Raw genomic sequence first — 21,030 nt, forward strand, 5'->3', positions numbered from 1 at the left:
TCAGGCTCATGGGGGCAGAAGTGGACGGCTTGAGGCCTTAAAAAAGCCCACCGGCGGTGGGCTTGGCAGGCTGGAAAATGGCCTCAGCGTCCCTGTGCCTTCATCTGGTCGCAAGCCTGCTTTTGCTGTGGCTTGCTCATGCTGGCCCAGCGTGTCTTAAATTCACCGGAAAATTGGGCGTAGCTGCGGTCGTATTCCGCGGGGGAGGCCTGCATATCCTTGATGGCGGCGGCACGTTGGTTCGCCCGCGCGGTCTCCACGTCCTTTGCACTCATGTGACCGCAAGACTGGGCCAGTCCGTTCATGCTGGCCGCGAGCCGCACCACCCCCGCCAGCAGCGCTTTGTCGGGGTTATCTTCGTCATTTGCGTAGGCCATCCCGGCCGTCAATGCCAGGGCTACAGCCAGAGCTGTCTTCATTCCTCTCAGTCCTTTCCCTCTTGTTGACCCGCTTTAACGGCGAGCGGGCACAAGAGGATGGTAAGCGCGTGTACTTGTCGCAGCGTGCAACAAGTTGCAACGCGGACTGTGAGGATTCTCTGGCGCAGTCTAGTGGCAGGCCTGCTGGCTGTTCACGATGCGCTTGAGGGCGTCGGTGTCCACGATGCGCACATGGCGCTGTTTGACCTCGACGATTCCTTCCTCCACGAACTTGGAGAAGGTGCGGCTCACGGTCTCGAGCTTGAGACCCAGGTAGCTGCCGATTTCCTCGCGTGTCATGCGCAGCACCAGTTCGGACTGAGAAAATCCACGAGCATGCAGTCGCTGCACCAGATTCAGCAGGAAGGCGGCCAGGCGCTCTTCGGCACGCATGCTGCCCAGCAAAAGCATGACGCCATGCTCGCGGACGATTTCGCGGCTCATGATCTTGTGGACATGGTGCTGCAGTGCCGTGACCTCACGCGATAGTTCTTCGATACGGTCGAACGGCATGACGCAGACCTCGGCATCCTCCAGCGCCACGGCATCGCAGGTATGCCGGTCGCTCACGATGCCGTCGAGGCCGATGATCTCGCCGGCCATTTGGAAACCGGTGACCTGATCGCGGCCGTCTTCTGTTGCAACACAGGTCTTGAAAAAACCGGTGCGGATCGCAAACAGGGAGGCAAAGGGCTCGCCGTTGCGAAACAACGTGCCGCCCCGTTTGACCTTGCGGCGCACGGCCACGATCTCATCGATGCGTTTCAATTGCTGGTCATCCAATCCCAAGGGCATGCACAGTTCGCGCAGATTGCAGTTGGAGCAAGCAACTTTGATGGATTGCAGGTTGGTGTGCATGGGGACCCTGTTCATGTCGCGAGCTTACCTCTGAAAGCCATTGAGGCAGGAATATCGCAGGCCGTTGAAAGACTTTGAGCCAAGGTCAAATTGTCGCTATGCGGACCTTGTGAGCGCTTGATCAATGTCAAGGACGCTGGAGTGACTCTACGGCACAGTGCATGGCAAATGCAAGGAACCCCCGCCATGACAGTCATTACAACTGAGCTTTTGCGGCGCTTTGACGTCTCTGGGCCACGCTACACCTCCTACCCGACGGCAGACCGTTTCGTGGAGGCGTTTGGCGAGAGGGAGTACATCCTGGCGCTTCAACAACGCCGTGTGGGCTCGGTGGCGAAGGCGATGCCGCTTTCGCTGTATGTTCACATCCCGTTTTGCGAATCCCTATGTTACTACTGTGCCTGCAACAAGATCATCACCAAGCACCCGGAGAGGGCTGAGGCCTATCTGCGCTATCTGAGCCGCGAGATTGATCTGCACACAGCCCATTGCGGCGTGGGACAGCATGTCAGCCAGCTGCACTTTGGCGGGGGGACGCCCACCTTCCTGTCGGACGATGGCCTGCGTGAGCTGATGGGCATGCTAAAGCGCAGTTTCGTGCTGGTTCCGGGAGGAGAGTATTCGATCGAGGTGGATCCTCGGACCGTGGATGAACAGCGGTTGGCCTTGCTGGCTGAACTGGGCTTCAACCGATTGAGCTTTGGTGTGCAGGATTTCGATCCCGAGGTGCAGAAGGCGGTCCACCGCGTGCAGCCTGCGGAGCAGGTTTTCGCCCTCGTGGAGAGTGCGCGCAAGCTGGGTTTTGAGTCGGTGAATGTGGACCTGATCTACGGATTGCCGCGCCAGACGCCGGAGTCTTTTGACCGTACGCTGGAGCAGGTGACCCAACTGCGGCCGGACCGTATTGCACTCTATGCCTATGCGCATCTGCCGGAGCGCTTCAAGTCGCAGCGGCGCATCGTATCGGCAGAGTTGCCCATGGCATCGGCCAAGGTGTCGATGCTGGCGCGCTCCATCGATGTGTTCATGAAGGCCGGGTACGTGTACGTGGGCATGGACCACTTCGCGCTGCCGGAGGATGCACTGGCCGTGGCCAAGCGCCAGGGCCGGCTGCACCGCAATTTCCAGGGGTACAGCACCCAGCCCGATTGCGATTTGATCGGGTTGGGCGTCTCGGCCATTGGTCGTGTGGGCGCCACATACAGCCAAAACGTCAAGACGCTCGACGAATACTACGATGCCATCAACCACGGGCATCTGCCGGTGGCGCGGGGGCTGGCGTTGACGCGGGACGACCTGGTGCGCCGCGCGGTCATCATGGCCTTGATGTGCCAGGGGGAGGTGTTGTTCGAGCCCTTGGAGCAATCCTGGCTGATTGATTTTCGCCGCTATTTCGAGACGGAGCTGCAGCAACTCGAGGAGATGGCAGGGCAGGGGCTTGTGAAAATCAACCCCGAGGGCATAGAGGTGACGCCCATGGGGTGGTATTTCGTGCGTGGCGTGGCGATGGTGTTCGACAAGTATTTGCAGGCCGACCGCAATCGAGCGCGTTTCTCGCGCATCATCTGACGCATGTTCCTGGCTCTGGTTTCGACGGCTTTCCTCATGGGTTTGATGGGGGGTGGGCACTGCCTTGCCATGTGTGCTGCCCCCTGTGGTGCGTTGACGGGACTGGGAGCGGCACCGGCCAGCAGCGAGAGAGTCGTGCAATGGATGCCGCGCGGCTCGGTTCTGCGGCGCAACCTGGGCTTCCATCTGGGGCGCTTGGCGGGATATGGCGCTGCGGGCGCATTGGCTGCTTTTGCCATGGAACGGCTGGCGTGGCTGAGCCAGAACAGTTCTGCCTTGCGCCCGGCGTGGAGCATGCTGCATGTGCTGGTGCTGGCGTGGGGGCTGTTGATGATGTTGCAGGCGCGGCAGCCTGCGTGGATAGAGAACGCCGGACGGGCTGTTTGGGGCAAGGTGAGGTCGCTGGTGTCGCAGCCCGGCGGACTGTTTATGACGGGGTTCGCCTGGGCTTTGCTGCCTTGTGGCTTGCTCTATACCGCGTTGCTCACGGCTGCCTTGAGCGGCAGTGTGCTGCGTGGGGCGCTATGCATGGTGCTTTTCGGCATTGGCAGCGGGATCTGGTTGGTGGCCGGGCCCTGGATGTGGGGGCAGTTTCGGGCCCGGGTGGGATCGGTGGGGGGGGCATGGGGCCCGAGGCTGGCCGGGTTGGTGCTCTTCTTGATGGGGGGCTGGGCCTTGTGGATGGATGTGGTACATGGACAACCCGCCCCATGGTGTCTGCCATGACGTGCACCCTGGTGACGTGAGGCGTGCGCATTTGTTGAATCTGTAACTTTCAGGCAACGCCAGTAACTGGTGATAATGGTTCAAAATGGTATGACTTTGGGGTGGAGCCCGCTTAGCCCAAACCAGCTGAAGTGAACCAATCCGTCTTGCTCGATATCGATGCGCTCCGTGTGGGCATGTTCATCCAACTGGATGTAAGTTGGATCAACCATCCCTTTCCGATGAGTAGCTTTCGGGTGTCATCGCACGAGCAGATCCGCACCTTGCGTGATCTTGGGGTCAAGTCCGTGCGCTATGTCCCCGCCAAAAGCACCTTCCCTTCCGAGCCAGAGCCGAGTGTCGACCGGCGAAATGGGGATGCCCAGCCGGACAATGGACTGGGGGGCTCATCTCCAGAGCACAAAGTGGATGCGGTGAGCCGGGAGCACAGGGCCGGAGCCGAACATTTGAGGCAGCAGAGCGCCTCGCCACAGAGCTGCAGCCAGCGCTACCAAGAGGCCACTACCGTCTACGCGGCAGTTTCTGCCAGGGCGCAGACTGCGCCGCAGCAGGCACGCGAACAGGCGGACGCCTTGGTTCAGGCATGTGTTGCGGAGTTGCTGGCGCAAGGGCAGTGTGCGGTGCGGTTGCTGGCAGACAGTTTAGGCCAGCGGTCGGCGGCCCATGCGGTGAATGTGATGGTGTTGGCTCTGCTACTCGGGCGCTCGCTGGGCATGAGTGCGGAGGGTTTGCACGGTCTCGGCTTGGCGGCGCTGCTTCATGATGTGGGCAAGGCAGCCCTGCCGGCGCATATCGGAGAGCCTGGGGCCATGCTCACGGCTTCGGACCGGCAGCGCTATGAAGACCACGTCGGGCTGTCGGTGGAGTTCGGGCAGCGCATGGGCTTGGCAAGCGATGTGCTTATTGCGATTGCGCAGCATCACGAGATGGCCGACGGTAGTGGGTTTCCACTGCGCCTCGTGGCCGAGGATTTGAGCCGAAGCGGTCAGATCCTGGCGCTCGCCAACCGCTATGACCGGCTGTGCAACCCGCTGCACGGTGCTCAGGCACTGACGCCCCACGAGGCGTTGTCGCAGATTTTTGCATTGCAGCGCGAGTGTTTTGACGCAACGGTGCTCGGGGCCTTCGTCCGCATGATGGGCGTGTACCCACCGGGCTCGATAGTGCAACTTGTGGATGGGCGTTTCGCCTTGGTGATGCTGGTGGACGCTTTGCATCCGCTGCGCCCCAGTGTCTTGCCGTATGAGCCAAGCGTGCCGCGCAGCGATGCACTATTGCTCGACTTGGCACAACGTGCCGAGCTGGGCATCCTTCGCAGTCTCAAGCCGGCGCAGTTGCCCCGCGATGCCCTGGACTATCTGCTGCCGCAGCCACGTATCTGCTATTTCTTCGAGCGAGCCGTGAGCCCGCGGCATTGCGAGGACCGCCCATGATGCTCGGCAAGCTGCCCGAGGAGGCATGGCATGCCATATGCAATGGTTTGGACTTGGCGGTTTGGTTGGTGGATGCACAGACGCTGCGGATAGTCCACGCCAATGCGGCGGCGGCGCGGCTGGTGGGGCGGTACGTGGCGGACATGGAGGGCTTGCCGGTGCAGGATCTCGCATCGGCGCCCGAAGACCAGATTTTCTGGAGCCAATCCGCGGCGGAGGTAGCCGCGGGCATCCATTCGCATACCCATGTGCGGCATAGGGGGAGCGGCGCGCTGGTGCCGGTGGACCGGCGTGTAATCTCTGTCAATGTGCCCGAGAGTGCTTCCGAAAACCAAGGCTGGCTGTTGCTGACGATGCTGGACCGTTCCGAGCATGAGGCATCCCGGCGCGAGCTGGAGGCCTTGCTGTCGGAACTGCGTGCAACGCTTGATTCCGCCGCTGATGGCGTACTGACCTGCAATCTGCATGGGGAGGTCCGCGCTTTCAACCAGCGCCTGGCCCAGATATGGCAACTGCCGCGCGAGTTGCTGCTGCGACGCGACGATGCTGCGATCAGGTCCCACATGGAGGCCCAGGTGCTGGATGGCGAGGCCTATCGTGCGCGCCTGGCCTCTATTGCGCAGGAGCCCATGCTGGAGACTACCGACATCCTGCGCCTGCGTAGCGGTGCCACGGTGGAGCAGAGATCCGTGCCTCAGCTCATTCAGGGGCGTCCTGCTGGGCGTGTGTATTCGTTTCGTGACATCTCCCGGCAGGCGGAGGTGCAAGCGGGTTTGCGCCTTGCGGCGCGGGTATTCGAGTCCAGCCTGGACGCCATCTTCATCGCCGACGAGCACCATGCCGTGGTGCGCATCAATCCAGGGTGCGAGCAGCTTTTAGGGGCATCTGCGGCCGCCGTGGTGGGCAGGCCGGCGACGACGCTGTTTGACTCTGGGCGTGGCGACGATGCATTCCTGGCACAGGTGCGGCAAGGTTGGGTGCAAGAGGGCTTCTGGGAAGGTGAGCTGTCGCTGCGCCGAAACGACGGGGGCCATTGTTCCGTTCAGCTTTCATGGGTGGCGCTCAGGGACGATGGCGGAGCCATCGTGCAGAGCATTGGGTTCATGCGCGATCTGACGTCGCAGCATGCCGCGCAGAAGCGAATCGAAGAGCTGGCATACAGCGATGCCCTGACCGGACTGCCCAACAGGGTGTTGCTGAACAAGCGGGTGACTGCGGCCATCGAGGCGGCGCGAGGCCAGGGCGACGGATTCGCCATCCTGTTCCTGGACCTTGATCGCTTCAAGATCGTCAATGACTCGCTGGGCCATCCTTTTGGCGACCGGGTGCTGAAACTCGTGGCGCAGCGACTGCAGGGCTGCCTGCGCCAGTCCGACATGCTGTGCCGCCTGGGTGGGGACGAGTTCGTCATCTATTTGCATGGTGCCGATGCGGCAGTTGCCGAGGCCGTTGCACGCCGGGTCCTGGACGAGATGCTGCGTCCCTTCATGCTGGATGAACTGGGTTTTTCCATCCAGTGCAGCATCGGAATGTCCCTCTATCCGCAGGACGGGGATTTGCTGGACGACCTCATCAAGCAGGCCGACACGGCCATGTACCGGGTCAAGGAGCGCGGCCGCGGCAGCTACGGCTTCTACCAGCCGCAGATGAGTGCCAATCTCCTGTCGCGCATGAAGATGGAGCATGCCATGCGCCAGGCGCTTGGCCTGGGGCGCATGGCCGTGCACTACCAGCCCCAGGTGGACATGGCGACGGGGCGCATAGCAGGCGCCGAGGCGCTGGTGCGTTGGACGGATCCGGAATTCGGCGTGGTGTCGCCGGGCCTGTTTGTTCCCTTGGCCGAAGAGTCGGGCTACATCGTCACCCTGGGAGCATGGGTGATGGAGCAGGCCGTCAAAGAGGCGGCGCACTGGATGCGCAGCGGCATGCCCTTGGTGGTATCGGTCAACGTGTCGGCGCTGGAGTTTCGCCAGGCCGGCTTCGTGGATCGCATCACCGCATTGCTGGCCGCGCATGGCCTGCCGGCGCGCCTGCTGGAGCTGGAGCTGACGGAAACCGTGCTGCTGCAGGATGCACAGGAAATGGAGCAGTTGCTCGCCGCCCTGGCTAGCCTGGGCGTGGGGCTGTCCATCGACGATTTCGGAACGGGATACTCCAGCCTAGCCTACTTGAAGAAGCTGGCGATCCACAGGCTCAAGATCGACAAGTCATTCGTGAGCGGACTGCCGGGGGACGAGGGTGATCGTGCCATCGTCCGGGCCATCACCAGCATGGGGCAGGCGCTGCGCATTGGCGTGGTGGCTGAAGGCGTGGAAACGCAGGAGCAGCGCTTGGCGCTGCAAGAGATGGGCTGCGACTGCTACCAGGGGTTCTTGTGCGCGCCGGCCATGCCGGTCGCGGAGTTTCGCGCCTTGGTGTTGCGCCAGGCGCTGGCGTACAGCGTATAGCCAGGGCGCGGCTGTAGCCAGGCGCCCGGCTGCGTTTCAGGCGGTGGCAAGCGGAGGGGAATAGGTGTCTGCGGATGCCACCGGACCGGCATCCTGAACCGGGGGTTCAGGTGGGCGAGGGCAGCCAGGCGTTGGGTTCATCTGACGCGAGATGATCACGCTCACCGGGCGATGTACCAAGCCCGTGCTCAATGAGCATTGGTTCAAGGAAATATAAAGCCCGGCAGCTCCGCAGACGGCTCCATTGTAATGGCCGATGCACTGCGGCCGTGGCCTGCGGGCCCTGTTGCTTACAACAGTCGCCCGTCGTCACCCAGTGCTTCATCCAGGCGCAGCATCAGCTGCTGAATGCGCTCGCCGTCTTCGGTGCCATCTACGGCGGACGAGACCGATGATGGCGCAGGGGCGTTGCGTTGCGGGGCCGCAGCGGCCAGTTCTGCGGCTTCGCGGTCGCGGTCGGCGATCTCGAAAGCCAGGTTGAGTGCCGCCAGCACCGCGATGCGCTCGCGGGCGCGCACTTTGCCGGCATCGCGGATGCGCGTCATGGCCGTGTCCACGCGTTCCACGGCTTCGAGCAGACGGGACTCATGCCCCTCGGGGCAGGCCAGCAGATAGCTCTGCTGGAGGATCTGAACCTCGATCTGCTTCATGGCGCGTCTTTCGTCTCGGGTGGATCTGTGGGCTCGGCCGTGGCGGGCAGGCGATCCAGCAGCGCGTCCATGCGCACGCGGGCGGCCTGCAGGCGGGATTTGAGAGAGTCGCGCTCCTGGGTGAGCGTCATGACCTGTTGTGCAAGAAGGGTGTTGGTTCGCTGCAGCTCTGCGTGGCGCAGCAGCAGACGTTCGACGCGTTCGGCGATCTGGTCGAGGGAGGAGGGGTGGGCCATACGCTGCCGATTGTAGGGATCGGCGTGTGAACAGTCGTAAAATTGCGTGGTTGGTGCTCGCGGCGTGGTTCACATGCCGCAGTTCAACGGGAAGCAGGGAGGGGCCCTCCGCCATGGAGCATGCCCTGTGCCTGCGCTGCCCCCGCAACGGTCAGCGGATGAGTCGCGTGTCGATTCCCTCTCCATTCACGAGCCACTGAGCGCCTTGAACAAGCGTTTGGGAAGGCTATGGAGGGTGCTCCGCCAGCCCGGATACCGGCCAACGAGGTGGCTCCGCGCGTTTCATCGAAACGCACGGGGCAGTGATGCCCATGTGCCGACGGGGAGGTCGGCCGAGGCGATATCTCCTGCGTGTCCAACAATGACAACGATCCGTCCGACCCACGTGCGCACCGCCGCACTTCCCTTGTATGTGCGCGTGGCCGCGCTGCCCCTGGCGCTTGGCGCCGCCTTTCCCGTCATGGCGCAGACCTTGCTTGCGCAGGCCGCGACCGAGCCCCAGCTGCGCGAAACCGTCGTCACCGCCACGCGTGTGGCGCGTCCGCTGGCCGACCTGGTGTCCGACGTGTCCATCATCGACCGCGACACCATCGAGGCCAGCGGCGCTACCGGGGTGATCGATGTGCTCTCCCGACTGCCCGGCGTGCAGATCTCGCGCAACGGGGGCCAGGGCAGCAGCGGCAGCGTGTACCTGCGCGGTGCCGAATCGCGCTTCACCGCCGTGTACCTGGACGGCGTGCGCCTGGATTCGCAGTCCACGGGCGGTGTGGTCTGGGAGCAGATCCCGCTGTCGCAGATCGACCGCATCGAGGTCGTGCGCGGCCCGGCCGCCGCCGTGTATGGCTCGGACGCCATGGGGGGCGTGATCCAGCTCTTCACCAAGAAGGGCGAGGGCGCACCGGCTCCCTATGTGGGCGTGGGCCTGGGCAACCAGGGCACGCGCACCGTGCAGGCGGGCGTGAGCGGGGGGGCTGGCCTGGTGGATTACTCGCTGGGTATGTCGCACGAGCGTGCCGATGGCTTCAATGCCCGGCCCATCCCCACGGCCAATCCCGACGACGACGGCTACCGCCGCACCTCGGCCAATGCCAAGCTGGGCCTGCAAATCAACCAGAAACAGCGCCTCGAAGGCACGCTGCTGGCCAGCAACCTGCATTCGCAGTATGACGGCAGCAAGAATGCGGATGACCGCAACCGCCACCAGCTGCGCACCGGCGCCCTGGCGTGGCTGGCTCAATGGAGCGACGTGTACAGCACGCGCCTGCAGGTCACGCAGTCGGACAGCAAGTACAGCACCCGTCCGAACTTCTACATGACCGAGACCACGCTGCGCAACTACCTGCTGCAAAACGAATGGCGCCTGGGCGGGCACTTGTTCACCGCCGCGCTGGAGCGCCGCGAGGACGAACTGCACAACCCCGCCACGCCCTTCGTTCCCGATCTCAAGCGCGACCGCTCGCAAGACGCCCTGGCCCTGGGCTATGGCCTGAACCACGGGCCGCACGCGCTGCAGGCCAATCTGCGCTATGACGACGATAGCGAGTTCGGCGGCAAGAGCACGGGCAGTCTGTCCTACGGCTACGCCATCACGCCGCAGTGGCGCATTACCGCAGCGGGCGGCACCTCGTTCCGTGCGCCCACGCTGTACCACCGCTTCAGCGAGTACGGCTCGCCCGATCTCCAGCCCGAAAAGGGACGCAACGTGGAACTGGGCGCCCGCTGGACCGCAGGCTCCAGTAGCGTCGGCCTGGTGGCCTACCGCAACCGCGTGGAAAACCTCATCAACTTCGGTGCGGCAGGCGCGTGCCAATCCACCTTTGGCTGCTACGAGAACGTGGGCCGCGCCGAATACAAGGGCGTGACGCTGTCGGCCGCGCATAGCATCGCCGGCGTGTCGCTGCGCGGCTCCATCGACTGGCAGAACCCGCGCGACCTGGGCAGCGGCAAGCAGCTGGCGCGCCGCGCCAAGCGCTACGCCACGCTGGGCGCCGACACCATGCTTGCCGGCTGGACCATGGGGGCCGAGCTCTACGCCTCCGCCCGCCGCTACGACAACGCCGCCAACACCAACGTGCTGGGCGGCTACACAACGCTCAACCTCTACGCCAGCAAGCGCCTGGGCCGCGACATGACGCTGCTGGCCCGCGTGGACAACCTGGCCGACAAGGACTACCAGACCGCACGCACCTACGCCACGGGTGGCCGCACGTTCTACGTGGGCCTGAAGTGGGCGCCGCAATAACGCTGCCGTCCGGAAACGTGCCATGAACCGCTGTCCCGCCCTGGTCATCGCCGCGCCTGCCTCCGGGCAGGGCAAGACCACCGTCACCGCCGCGCTGGCGCGCCTGCATGCACGCCAGGGGCGGCGCGTGCGGGTGTTCAAGTGCGGGCCCGACTTCCTCGACCCGCATTGGCACCAGCTGGCCAGCGGCGCGCCCGTGCACCAGCTCGACCTGTGGATGACGGGCGAGGCCGACTGCACGCGGCGCCTGCAGGCCGCCGCGGCCGAGTCGGACCTGCTGCTCATCGAGGGCGTGATGGGCCTGTTCGACGGCGAGCACAGCGTGGGCGACCTGGCGCAGCGCTTCGGCATACCGGTGCTCGCGGTGGTCGATGCCTCGGCCATGGGTGGCACGCTGGGCGCCATCGCCCATGGGCTGCGCCACTACCGCGCCGGCCTGCCATGGGCCGGCGTGCTGGCCAACCGCGTGGCGGGCGAGCGCCATGCGCAGATGCTGCGCGACGGCCTGGCCGACCCGGCCGACTGGCTGGGCGCGCTGCCGCGGGTCACGGGCGGCGCTGCGGGCAAGGGGGAGCCTGGTGGCCTCCTGCCCGAGCGCCACCTGGGACTGGTGGCGGCGCACGAGCTGCCCGACGCCCTGCAGCGCCTGGACGCCGTGGCCGACGCGCTGGCCGACACGCCCCTGGGCCGCATGGCGCCCGACGACCTGCAGCGCTGGGGGGTGGACTTCGGTCCGGCCGGCGCGGCGGATGGCGCGCCCGCGCCGCTGCTGGCCGGCCGCACGGTAGCCGTGGCGGCGGACGCGGCCTTCTGCTTCATCTACGAGGCCAACCTCGACACCCTGCGCGCCATGGGCGCGCGCGTGGTGCGCTTTTCGCCGCTGCGCGGGGATGCGCTGCCCGAGTGCGACGCGCTGTGGCTGCCCGGCGGCTATCCCGAGCTGCACGCCGACGCGCTGGCCGCCAACACCGCCCTGCGCGCCTGCCTGCAGACCCATGTGGCCGCGGGCCGGCCCGTGTGGGCGGAATGCGGCGGCATGATGGCGCTGCTGGAGGCCATCACCCTGGCCGACGGCCGCACCGTGCCCCTGTGGGGCCTGCTGCCCGGGCGGGCCACCATGCAGCGGCGGCTGGCCGCGCTGGGGCCGCGCGCGCTGCGCCTGGGCCCGGACGAGCTGCGCGGCCACACTTTTCACTATTCCACCACCGCCAGCCCGGCCGCCATCTGCGCGCGGGCACTGCGCCCCGCGCACGCCGGTGCGCCGGACGAGGGCGAGGCCGTGTACCGCCACGGCAGCATCCACGCCAGCTATTTCCACGCCTGGTTCGCCTCCAGCCCGCGGGCGGTGGCGCGGCTGCTGGGCGGGGAGGCGGCGGCATGAGCGGGGCCGAGGCAACCATCGCCCGCAGCGAACTCATCCTGGGCGGGCAAAAGAGCGGCAAGTCGCGCCGCGCCGAGCTGCTGGCGCGCCAGTGGCTGGCGGCATCGCCCGGGCACCGCGCGCTGCTCGTGGCCACGGGCGAGCCCTGGGACGACGAGATGCGCGTGCGCATCGCCCGCCACCAGCGCGAGCGGGCCGAGCGCGTGCCCGGCCTGCAGACCGTCGAAGAGCCGCGCGACCTGGCAGCCGCGCTGGTGCGCCACGGCGCACCGCACACCCTCATCGTGGTGGACTGCCTCACGCTGTGGCTGACCAACTGGCTGATGCCCGCCACGCCACCGGGTTTTGAGTCAAATATGCCTCAAGCGCTCATGTGGCAAGCGCAGGCAGCTCACTTTTTTGAAGCGATCGCCCACGCCCCCGGCCCCGTGGTGCTGGTGGGCAACGAGATCGGCCTGGGCGTGATTCCCCTGGGGCGCGAGGTGCGCGCCTTCGTGGACGCGCTAGGCGGGCTCAACCAGCGCGCGGCGGCCGCCTGCCGGCGCGTCACGCTGATGGCGGCGGGCCTGCCGCTCACCCTGAAGGACGCGCCATGACACTGCCGCGCCATGTCCGCCTGCTGCTGGCCATCTGCCTGCTGGCGGGCATCCACGCGGCCCAGGCCATCACCATCACCGACGACCGCGGCCGAGTGCTGCAGTTCGGCCAGCCGCCGCAGCGCGTGGTGAGCCTGCTGCCCTCGCTCACCGAAAGCGTGTGCGAGCTGCAGCGCTGCGAGCGCCTGGTGGGTGTGGACCGCTATTCCAACTGGCCCGCATCCGTGCGCCGCCTGCCGCAGGTGGGCGGCGGGCTGGACCCGAACATCGAGGCCGTCGTCGCCCTGCGGCCCGACGTGGTGCTGCTGTCCGTCAGCAGCCGCGTGAGCGACCGGCTGGAGGCCCTGGGCGTGAAGGTCGTGGCGCTGGAGCCCAAGACCCATGCGGATGTGCGCCGCGTGCTGGGCGTGCTGGGCGTGCTGTTCGCCGTGCCCGCCGACCAGGGCGCGGAGCGCGTGTGGCGTGTGATCGACGCGGCCGTGCAGGCCGCCGCGCAGTCGCTGCCGCCCCGGGCGCGCGGCGTGCGCGTGTACTTCGAGGTCAGCCGCGGCCCCTATGCGGCGGGCGCGACCTCGTTCATCGGCGAGACCCTGGCCCGCCTGGGCGTGCGCAACGTGGTGCCGGCACAGCTGGGCCCGTTTCCGCGCCTGAACCCCGAGTTCGTGATGCGCGCGCAGCCCGACGTCATCATGGTGGCCAACCGCAGCATGCAGCCCATGGTGCTGTACCCTGGCTGGCAGAACATGGCGGCCGTGAAGGAGGGGCGCATGTGCGACTTCGGCCCCGACCAGTCGGACGTGGTGGTGCGCCCCGGCCCCCGCATGGCCGAGGCCGCGCGCATCATGGCCGGCTGCCTGACGGAGAAATTTCCATGAGCGCGCACGCACCGCCCGCCGCCACTGCGGCCGTGGCCGCGCCCCTGCACCACGACGCGGGCGGGCGCCGCGCGCGCTGGCTTGGCGTGTCGCTGCTGCTGGCCAGCGCCGTGCTGCTGCTCATGGGGGCCAGCGTGGGCAGCACCGGTTTCGACAGCGTGCTGAACATGGCGGGCGACCCGCTGGCGCGGCAGATCGTGTGGGACATCCGCCTGCCGCGCACGCTGGGCGCCTGGCTGGCGGGGGCGCTGCTGGGGCTGGCGGGCTCGGTGGCGCAGGGGCTGTTTCGCAACCCGCTGGCCGACCCGTACCTGCTGGGCAGCGCATCGGGCGCGGCGCTGGGCGGCGCCGTGGCCATGGCCATGCTGGGTGTCTCGCCCAGCACGGCGAGCTGGCTGGCGCGCCTGGGCGTGACTGGCATGGCCTTCGTCGGCGCGGCCGGGGCCGTGCTGCTCACGCTGGTGCTGGCGCGCGGCGTGCAGCACACGCTGCGGCTGCTGCTGGCGGGCGTGATCGTGGGCGTGGTGCTCAGCGCCGCGCGCGATCTGATCCAGGTGGCCAAGCCCAACATCCTGGAGGCCATGCAGGTGTTCACCATGGGCAGCTCGGCCTTCGTGGGCTGGCAGGCCTGTCTGCTCATGGCCGCGGCCTGGGCGCTGTGCGCGGGTGCGGCCTGGGCGCTGTCGCGCCTGCTCGACGGGCTGATGCTGGGCGAGGCCACGGCCGCCAGCCTGGGCCTGCCGCTCTTGCCCATGCGCGCTGGCCTGGTGCTGGCCATGGCGCTGGCCACGGGCACGGCCGTGGCGCACACGGGGTTGATCGCCTTCGTGGGCCTGGCGGCGCCGCACCTGGTGCGGTCGATGGCGCGGGTCACGCACCAGTGGCATGTGTGGCTGTCCAGCCTCATGGGGGCGGTGCTGCTGCTGGCGGCCGACATCCTGGCGCGCTGGGTCATCGCGCCGCAGGAACTGCCCGTGGGCGTGCTGACCGCGGCACTGGGCGGCAGCTACCTCCTGTGGCTGATGCACCGCCGATCGCTGGGTAGTTCGCTATGAAAAGCATAGCTATTCGCGCTTGCCAGATAAGCGCCGGCATCGGAAAAGTCTCCATATTGCACGGCATCGACCTCGACCTGCCCGCGGGGCGCTGGACCAGCGTGGTCGGTCCCAACGGCGCGGGCAAGTCCACGCTGCTCAAGGCCCTGGCGGGCCTGCTGCGCCACGCGCGCGTGCAGGGGCGGGTGGAGCTGCTGGGCCGCCCGCTGATGGACATTCCCGCGCGCGAGCGGGCGCGCCAGTTGGCCTGGCTGGGCCAGAACGAGGCTGCGGCCGAAGACCTGCCCGCCTACGACGTGGCCATGCTGGGCCGCTTGCCGCACCGCGCCTGGATGGCGCCGGCGAGCAGCGCCGACCACGCCGCCGTGCGCCAGGCGCTGCACACCACGCAGGCCTGGGACTGGCGCGATCGCCCGCTGTCGGAGCTGTCGGGCGGCGAGCGCCAGCGCGTGCTGCTGGCGCGCGCGCTCGCCGTGCAGGCGCCGGTGCTGCTCATGGACGAGCCGCTGGCCAACCTCGACCCGCCGCACCAGACCGACTGGCTGCACACCGTGCGCGGCCTGGTGGCGGGCGGTGGCACCGTGGTCAGCGTGCTGCACGAGGTATCGATCGCGCTGCAGGCCGACGACCTGGTGGTGATGGCCCGGGGCCGCGTGGTGCACCAGGGCGCCTGCGGCGACCCGGCCACGCACGCGGCGCTGGAGCGCGTGTTCGACCACCGCATCCATGTGCGCCACATCGATGGCATGTGGGTCGCGCTGCCGCGCATGGGCCGCTAGGGCCGTTCGATCGAATCAGACAAACGCCGGATCCGGCCGCCGCGCCGGTGTGGGGCATTCAGGGAGTCAGAAATGGATTTGGAAGCGGGTTTTGCCCAGGTCGCGCAGTTGCTGCTGTGGCCGGTGCTGGTGCTGGTGGGGCTGGCCTTTGCCTATGCCCTGTGGGTGGGCGGGGCCACGCTCATGGAGGCGTGGCAGCGCTGGCGCCAGCCGCACTACCGCGCGCTGCGCGTGGCGCCCGAGCTGTCGATGGAGGAACTGGAGTTGCAGCTGGTGCGCCAGATCGAGCCCGTGCGCCTGCTCAGCCGCCTGGCCCCCATGCTGGGCCTGATCGCCACCATGGTGCCGCTGGGCCCGGCGCTGCAAAGCGTAGCCCAGGGCCAGGGGCAGCAGGCGCTGGCCGTGTTCAGCGGCGCCTTTGCGGGCGTGGTGCTGGCGCTGGCGGCGGCCTCGGTCGGGCTGGTGGTGTACTCGGTGCGCCGCCGCTGGCTGCTGGCCGAACTGCTGGCCGAACGCAAGCGCCGCGCGCAGGTGCCGGCATGAGCCTGCAGCACGTGAACATCCTGGCCGAGGACGACGACGATCCCATGCTCTCGGCCGTGAACCTGGTGGACGTGTTCCTGGTGCTGGTGGTGGCGCTGCTCACGGCGGTGGCCGTGCGCAGCCAGGCCACGGCGCACGAGGACGTGACCATCATCCGCAACCCTGGCAAGCCCGACATGGAGATCGTGGTGCGCGAGCAAGGGCGCGAGGTGCGCTACAAGGGTGCGGGCAGCGCTGCCCAGGGCGCGGGCGTGCGCGCGGGCGTGGCCTACAAACTGGAGGACGGCAACATCGTCTACATCCCGGAAGGGGCCGCTTCGGCATCTGCCCCCGCCGCCCCGCAGGGCCTGCCATGACGCTGCTGCGCGGCCTGCGCACGGCCGGCTGGATGGTGCTGCTGGGGTGGGCGGTGCTGTGGGGCAGCGTGGCGCGGGCGCAGGAGGGCGCACCGGCCAGCCCCCGCCTGCTGTGGATCACCTCTGACATCACTACCGCCGCACGCACGGCCGCTCTGGCACAGGGGGCCCAGGCCCAGGGGTGGTCGCTGGCGCACATCGACTACCCGCTGGGCGGCCCGGCCGAGCTGTCTTCGGCGCAGACCGCCGCCCTGCAGCAGGCGCTGCGCGGCGCGTCCATGGTCTGGGTGGATGTGCCGCATGCCAGCGTGGAGGCGCGCATGCGCCAGCTGGTCGGCCCGCAGCTGCAGGCCTGGTCGGGCAGGGCGCCGCAGCGCCTGGTGTGGGTGCCCGCCGGCGAGCCCCGGGTGGACGATGTGGCCGCCTGGCAGGCCCAGCCCGCGGGTGCGCGCATGGCCGCGTACCTGCAGGCCGGGGGCACGCGCAACCTGGGCCATGCGCTGCAACTGGCACAGGCCGTGGTGGTGGGGCAGCCCGCACCCGCCTTGCCGCCGCCGCAGACCTGGCCCGCGCGCGGCCTGTACCACCCCGATGCCCCCGACCTGCTGGCCGATGCTGCCGCGTTCGATGCCTGGCGTGCGGCCTCTGCCGCACCGGCCGGTCTGGCGGGCCGCCCCGCCGTGGCCTTGCTGGTGCACCGTCACCATGTCGTCAACGGCAGCACGGCCTGGATCGACGCCTGGCTGCGCCGCTTCGAGCGCCAGGGCCTGGCGGCCTATGCCGTGTTTGGCCAGCAGCTCAACGCCGCGTCGCTGCAGGCGCTGCTCGAAGTGCCGACCCAGGACGCAGGCGGAGCAGGGCGCCCGCACCCGGCCGTGCTGGTGCTGCACCAGCTGGTGCCCCAGGCCGCGGCGCTGCAGCCGCTGCTGGCGCGCTGGGGCGTGCCCGTGCTGGCCACGCAGCCCTACCGCGCGGGCGACGAGGCCGCGTGGGCGGGCAACGCAACGGGTCTGGCCCTGTCGGATGTGCCGTTTTATCTGGCGCAGCCCGAGGCGGCCGGTGCCATTGACCCCGTGCTCGCCGTGGCCCACGGCGCCGCAGGCCAGCCGGGGGAGGGCCCCCAGTTGATCGAGCGCCAGGCCGATGCCGTGGCCGCCAAGGCGCGCCGCCTGGTGACGCTGCAAACGCTGCCGGCCGCCGACAAGCGCGTGGTGGCCATGGTCTACAACTACCCCCCGGGGGGCACGAACTTTGGCGCCTCGTTCCTCAACGTGCCGCGCAGCCTGGAGGAGGTGTCCGGCGCGCTGGCGCAGGCCGGCTACCGCACCGAGCGGGTGCCCGAGGCGCAGTGGATCAGCGGGCTGCAGCCCTTGCTGGGCGCCTACTACCCAGGGGCCGACCTGCGGGGGCTGCTGGCCTCGGGCCAGGCCGCTGCGCTGCCCCTGGCGGCGTACCAGCGCCATTTCGACCAACTGCCGGCCGAGGTGCAGCGGCGCATGCTGGCGCACTGGGGCGAGCCCGCGCGCAGCCGCTACGTGGTGGACTGGCAGGGCGCGCCCGTGTTCGTGGTGCCGCGCCTGCAGGTAGGCCACCTGGCCGTGCTGCCCCAGCCGCCGCGCGAGGAAACGCTGCACCGGGGCCAGAACCCGTTCATGCACAAGAGCAAAGCCCCGCTGTCGCACCACTACCTGGCCGTGTACCTGTGGGCGCAGCGCGAGGCCGACGCGCTGGTGCACTTTGGCACCCACGGCACCCAGGAATGGGCGCCCGGCAAGGCGCGCGCGCTGGACGTGCACGACGACGCCCTGCTGCCCCTGGGCGACCTGCCCGTGGTCTACCCCTACATCGTGGACAACCTGGGTGAGGCCCTCACCGCCAAGCGGCGCGGGCGCGCCGTGCTGGTGAGCCACCGCACACCCACGCTGTCGCCCGCAGGCTTCAACGCGCGCATGGGCCACATGCACGAGGTCATGCACGAGTGGGAAACCGTGGACGAAGGCCCCACGCGCCGCGCACTGGAGCGGCAGCTGGTGGCGCACTTTGTCGAGCACCAGCTGCACCGCGACCTGGGCTGGAGCGCCGAGCGCATTGCGGCGGACTTTGCCGGCTTTCTGGACATCCTGCACCCTTACCTGGACCAACTGGCGCAAAGCTCGCAGCCCAAAGGACTGGCCGTGTTCGGCCGGGTGCCGCCGCCCGCGCAACGCCAGCAGACCATCTTGCAGGCCCTGCGCAAGCCCTTGATCGACGCCTTGGGCGAAGACATCGACGAAGCCTTTCTCATCCGCTACGACGCCGTGGCCGCCGCCCGTCCCGCGCGCTGGCTGGAGGTGGCGCTGCAAGACGCCGAGGCCGCGAGCCGGCTGGACTTGCGCCCCCCGCTGCCCGACAAGCCTGATGGGCCCGGTGCCGCTGCACAGGGCGGGGCGCTGGTGCGCGCCGAAGACTTTGTGCCCAACCGCGCCGCGCGCCAACCCATCGACACCCCGGCGCTGTTGGCGCTGGCCGAGCGCGCCCAGGAGCTGGAGCGCCTGCTGGCCACCGAGGGCGAAATACCCGGCCTGCTGGCGGCGTTGGCGGGGCGCTACCTGCCTGCGGCCTATGGGGGCGACCCCATCCGCAACCCCGAGAGCCTGCCCACGGGCCGCAACCTCACCGGGTTGGACCCGAGCCGCCTGCCCACCCGCCAGGCCTATGCCGTGGCGCAGCAGCTGTTCAAGGACTGGTTTGCCGACTACAGCGCACGCCACGGCGGCCGCGCCCCCGCGCGCCTGGCGCTGTCGCTGTGGGCCGGCGAAACACTGCGCCACCAGGGGGTGATGGAGGCCCAGGCCCTGGTGGCCCTGGGCATGCGTCCGGTGTGGGATGCCTCTGGCCGCCCGGTGCGTGTGGAGGCCATCCCGGCGAACCAGCTGGGCCGCCCTCGGGTGGATGTGCTGCTGTCCATCACGGGCTCGTACCGCGACCAGTTCCCGGCCCTGATGGCGCTGATCGACCGGGCCGTGGAAGGGGCCGCCGTAGCCGAGCCCGGCAACGCCGTGGCGCGCCACACCGAGGAGGTCGGCGCCGAGCTGCGCCGTGCCGGCGTGCCGCGCGCGCAGGCGGCGCAGCTGGCGCGTGTGCGGGCGTTTGGCAATGCGGCGGGCGACTACGGCACGGGCCTGGCGAATGCCGTGCAGTCCGATGGGCTGCGCGCGCAGGACGCGCGCCTGGGCGAGATGTTCTTGCAGCGCATGAGCCAGCCGTACCTGGATGGCTCGCCGCTGGCCGGCACGCAGGCCGGTGCGTCCGACGGGGCGGCGGTGCGCGCCTTGTCGGCCCACCTGCGCCGCACCGATGCGGCGCTGATGTCGCGCAGCTCGCACCTGTACGCCATGGCCAGCTCGGACGATCCGTTCCAGTACCTGGGCGGCCTCTCGGCGGCGGCGCGCGCGGCGGGCCGCAAAGACGGGCTGGAGCTGCATGTGAGCCAGCTGCAGGATGTGGGCGAGGCCACGACCGAGAGCGCGCAGCGCGCCATTGCGCTGGAGATGCAGTCGCGCTACCTGCACCCCGGCTGGCTGCAGGCGCAGCAGGCCGAGGGCTACGCCGGCACGCTGCAGGTGCTCAAGGCCGTGCAGTTCGCCTGGGGCTGGCAGTCGGTCGAGCCCGGCACGGTGCGCAGCGACCATTGGCAAAGTTTTTACGACGTGCTGGTGCAGGACAAGCACCAGCTGGGCGTGCCGGCGTGGCTGCGCGAGCACCCCCAGGCCTACGCCCAGGCGCTGGAGCGCCTGGTGCAGGCGCAGCAGCAGGGCTACTGGCAGGCCGATGCCGCCACGCGCGCCCAACTGGCCGGCCTGTACCGCGAGCTGACCCAGGCCGCGCCACTCGCCAATGAACTGAATTCGGTACGCCGCTGGGCGCAGAAGGGGGGCGAGCCCGCGCACCCCCAGGCCCTGGCGGGCCTGGCCGCCGCCGCGCTCGACCGGGCTGCGCCGCCGCCCGCACCCCCGGTGCCCGAGGCCGCGGCGCAGCCCAGTGCGCCGCTGCAGGGCGTGCTGCTGGAGCGCCAGCCCGATACCCCCATGGCGGACCCTACCGTGCTGGAACGCATGTCGCGTGCCATCGCACTGCTGCTCATGGCCCTGGTCATGGCTGCGGGCGCGGCGCGTCAGGCGCTGGGCGCACCGCCGCGGCCCGCTTGAACCCCGACCCCTATCGCAAGGAATCCCATGCAGATCGAAACCCCACCGACCGAGAAGCGCTACGAAAAGCCCGAGGGCGAGCGCCGCGGCCTCATCATCGTCAACACCGGCGACGGCAAGGGCAAGAGCACGGCGGCCTTTGGCCTGGCGCTGCGCGCCCACGGCCGGGGCAAGGCCGTGAAGGTGTACCAGTTCATGAAGGTGCCCACGGCGCGCTTCGGCGAGCACCGCATGTTCGAGCAGATTGGCCTGCCCGTCGAAGGGCTGGGCGACGGCTTCAGCTGGAAGAGCAGGGACCTGGAGCATTCGGCCCAGTTGGCGCGCGACGGCTGGGAGAAGGCGCGTGCCGCCATCCTCTCGGGCGAGCATTTCCTGGTGGTGCTCGACGAGATCACCTACCCGCTGATCTACGGCTGGCTGCCGCTCGAAGGCGTGCTGGAGACGCTCAGGAACCGCCCGCGCGACGTGCATGTGTGCCTCACGGGTCGCCGCTGCCCCGAGGAGATCATCGAAATCGCCGACACGGTGACCGAAATGCGGCTCATCAAGCACGCCTTCAAGGCCGGCGTGCCGGCCCAGCGCGGCATCGAGGACTGAGCCGGCGGCCGGGCGCCGCCGCGGGCCGCAGCGCCGATGGGCGCGGCCTGTGGCGGGTCGCCCGAGGCCCGGATGCACGTC

General features: G+C 68.6%; 18 protein-coding genes and 1 riboswitch. Of the genes, 14 read left to right on the forward strand and 4 right to left on the reverse strand.

Annotated features, from left to right (window positions below; genetic code table 11):
- Nucleotides 1-83: 83 nt before the first annotated feature.
- Entirely contained in the window at nucleotides 84-419 is a 336-nt protein-coding gene (locus tag BP68_RS00495; RefSeq protein WP_496367985.1) for a hypothetical protein, read from the reverse strand.
- 129 nt (nucleotides 420-548) lie between these two features.
- Nucleotides 549-1,292 (reverse strand): fumarate/nitrate reduction transcriptional regulator Fnr, encoded by a 744-nt coding sequence (fnr, locus tag BP68_RS00500; protein WP_496367987.1) that lies wholly within the window; start codon nucleotides 1,290-1,292, stop codon nucleotides 549-551.
- A gap of 171 nt (nucleotides 1,293-1,463) precedes the next feature.
- On the opposite strand from fnr, the gene hemN reads away from it, so the two are divergent.
- The 4 genes from hemN to BP68_RS00520 all read left to right on the forward strand — a co-directional run bounded on the left by hemN (nucleotide 1,464) and on the right by BP68_RS00520 (nucleotide 7,452).
- Complete coding sequence (hemN, locus tag BP68_RS00505) at nucleotides 1,464-2,846, forward strand: oxygen-independent coproporphyrinogen III oxidase (RefSeq protein ID WP_496367989.1); 1,383 nt, start codon at nucleotides 1,464-1,466, stop codon at nucleotides 2,844-2,846.
- A 3-nt stretch (nucleotides 2,847-2,849) separates the two neighbouring features.
- On the forward strand, nucleotides 2,850-3,572 hold the full coding sequence (locus tag BP68_RS00510) for a sulfite exporter TauE/SafE family protein (RefSeq protein WP_496367991.1): 723 nt from the start codon (nucleotides 2,850-2,852) through the stop codon (nucleotides 3,570-3,572).
- Between the two features lie 176 nt (nucleotides 3,573-3,748).
- Nucleotides 3,749-5,005, forward strand: coding sequence for a cyclic di-GMP phosphodiesterase (locus BP68_RS00515; protein WP_496369038.1), 1,257 nt, complete (start codon nucleotides 3,749-3,751; stop codon nucleotides 5,003-5,005).
- On the forward strand, nucleotides 5,005-7,452 hold the full coding sequence (locus BP68_RS00520; protein ID WP_496369040.1) for a sensor domain-containing protein: 2,448 nt from the start codon (nucleotides 5,005-5,007) through the stop codon (nucleotides 7,450-7,452). The genes BP68_RS00515 and BP68_RS00520 overlap by 1 nt, the downstream gene beginning before the upstream one ends.
- Nucleotides 7,453-7,742: 290 nt before the next feature.
- Here BP68_RS00520 and BP68_RS00525 read toward each other — a convergent pair whose 3' ends face one another.
- Together BP68_RS00525 and BP68_RS00530 are read right to left on the reverse strand one after the other, a co-directional pair.
- Nucleotides 7,743-8,102 carry a cell division protein ZapA gene (locus BP68_RS00525; protein ID WP_496367993.1) on the reverse strand — a complete coding sequence of 120 codons (360 nt, stop codon included), beginning with the start codon at nucleotides 8,100-8,102 and terminating at the stop codon, nucleotides 7,743-7,745.
- Nucleotides 8,099-8,338 carry a DUF904 domain-containing protein gene (locus BP68_RS00530; protein ID WP_496367995.1) on the reverse strand — a complete coding sequence of 80 codons (240 nt, stop codon included), beginning with the start codon at nucleotides 8,336-8,338 and terminating at the stop codon, nucleotides 8,099-8,101. The genes BP68_RS00525 and BP68_RS00530 overlap by 4 nt, the downstream gene beginning before the upstream one ends.
- Nucleotides 8,339-8,372: 34 nt before the next feature.
- A riboswitch (cobalamin riboswitch) is annotated at nucleotides 8,373-8,616 on the forward strand.
- Between the two features lie 83 nt (nucleotides 8,617-8,699).
- Here BP68_RS00530 and BP68_RS00535 point away from each other — a divergent pair.
- The 10 genes from BP68_RS00535 to cobO all read left to right on the forward strand — a co-directional run bounded on the left by BP68_RS00535 (nucleotide 8,700) and on the right by cobO (nucleotide 20,949).
- Nucleotides 8,700-10,580 (forward strand): TonB-dependent receptor domain-containing protein, encoded by a 1,881-nt coding sequence (locus tag BP68_RS00535; protein WP_496367997.1) that lies wholly within the window; start codon nucleotides 8,700-8,702, stop codon nucleotides 10,578-10,580.
- 22 nt (nucleotides 10,581-10,602) lie between these two features.
- Nucleotides 10,603-11,961 (forward strand): cobyrinic acid a,c-diamide synthase CobB, encoded by a 1,359-nt coding sequence (locus BP68_RS00540; protein ID WP_496367999.1) that lies wholly within the window; start codon nucleotides 10,603-10,605, stop codon nucleotides 11,959-11,961.
- Nucleotides 11,958-12,557 carry a bifunctional adenosylcobinamide kinase/adenosylcobinamide-phosphate guanylyltransferase gene (locus tag BP68_RS00545; protein ID WP_496368001.1) on the forward strand — a complete coding sequence of 200 codons (600 nt, stop codon included), beginning with the start codon at nucleotides 11,958-11,960 and terminating at the stop codon, nucleotides 12,555-12,557. The genes BP68_RS00540 and BP68_RS00545 overlap by 4 nt, the downstream gene beginning before the upstream one ends.
- Nucleotides 12,554-13,432 carry an ABC transporter substrate-binding protein gene (locus BP68_RS00550; protein ID WP_496368003.1) on the forward strand — a complete coding sequence of 293 codons (879 nt, stop codon included), beginning with the start codon at nucleotides 12,554-12,556 and terminating at the stop codon, nucleotides 13,430-13,432. Before BP68_RS00545 ends, BP68_RS00550 begins: the two co-directional genes overlap by 4 nt.
- A complete protein-coding gene (locus BP68_RS00555; RefSeq protein ID WP_496368005.1) occupies nucleotides 13,429-14,487 on the forward strand; it encodes a FecCD family ABC transporter permease in 1,059 nt (352 codons plus the stop codon). The genes BP68_RS00550 and BP68_RS00555 overlap by 4 nt, the downstream gene beginning before the upstream one ends.
- Nucleotides 14,484-15,266, forward strand: a complete 783-nt coding sequence (locus tag BP68_RS00560) for an ABC transporter ATP-binding protein (protein WP_496368007.1) — start codon at nucleotides 14,484-14,486, stop codon at nucleotides 15,264-15,266. Before BP68_RS00555 ends, BP68_RS00560 begins: the two co-directional genes overlap by 4 nt.
- A 72-nt stretch (nucleotides 15,267-15,338) precedes the next feature.
- Nucleotides 15,339-15,809 (forward strand): hypothetical protein, encoded by a 471-nt coding sequence (locus BP68_RS00565; protein ID WP_496368009.1) that lies wholly within the window; start codon nucleotides 15,339-15,341, stop codon nucleotides 15,807-15,809.
- Entirely contained in the window at nucleotides 15,806-16,165 is a 360-nt protein-coding gene (locus BP68_RS00570; RefSeq protein WP_496368011.1) for a DUF2149 domain-containing protein, read from the forward strand. The genes BP68_RS00565 and BP68_RS00570 overlap by 4 nt, the downstream gene beginning before the upstream one ends.
- Nucleotides 16,162-20,352 (forward strand): cobaltochelatase subunit CobN, encoded by a 4,191-nt coding sequence (gene cobN, locus BP68_RS00575; protein ID WP_496368013.1) that lies wholly within the window; start codon nucleotides 16,162-16,164, stop codon nucleotides 20,350-20,352. The genes BP68_RS00570 and cobN overlap by 4 nt, the downstream gene beginning before the upstream one ends.
- A 27-nt stretch (nucleotides 20,353-20,379) precedes the next feature.
- Nucleotides 20,380-20,949, forward strand: coding sequence for a cob(I)yrinic acid a,c-diamide adenosyltransferase (gene cobO, locus BP68_RS00580; protein WP_496368015.1), 570 nt, complete (start codon nucleotides 20,380-20,382; stop codon nucleotides 20,947-20,949).
- Nucleotides 20,950-21,030: the final 81 nt, after the last annotated feature.

It is taken from the genome of Diaphorobacter oryzae DSM 22780 (genome assembly GCF_059568935.1).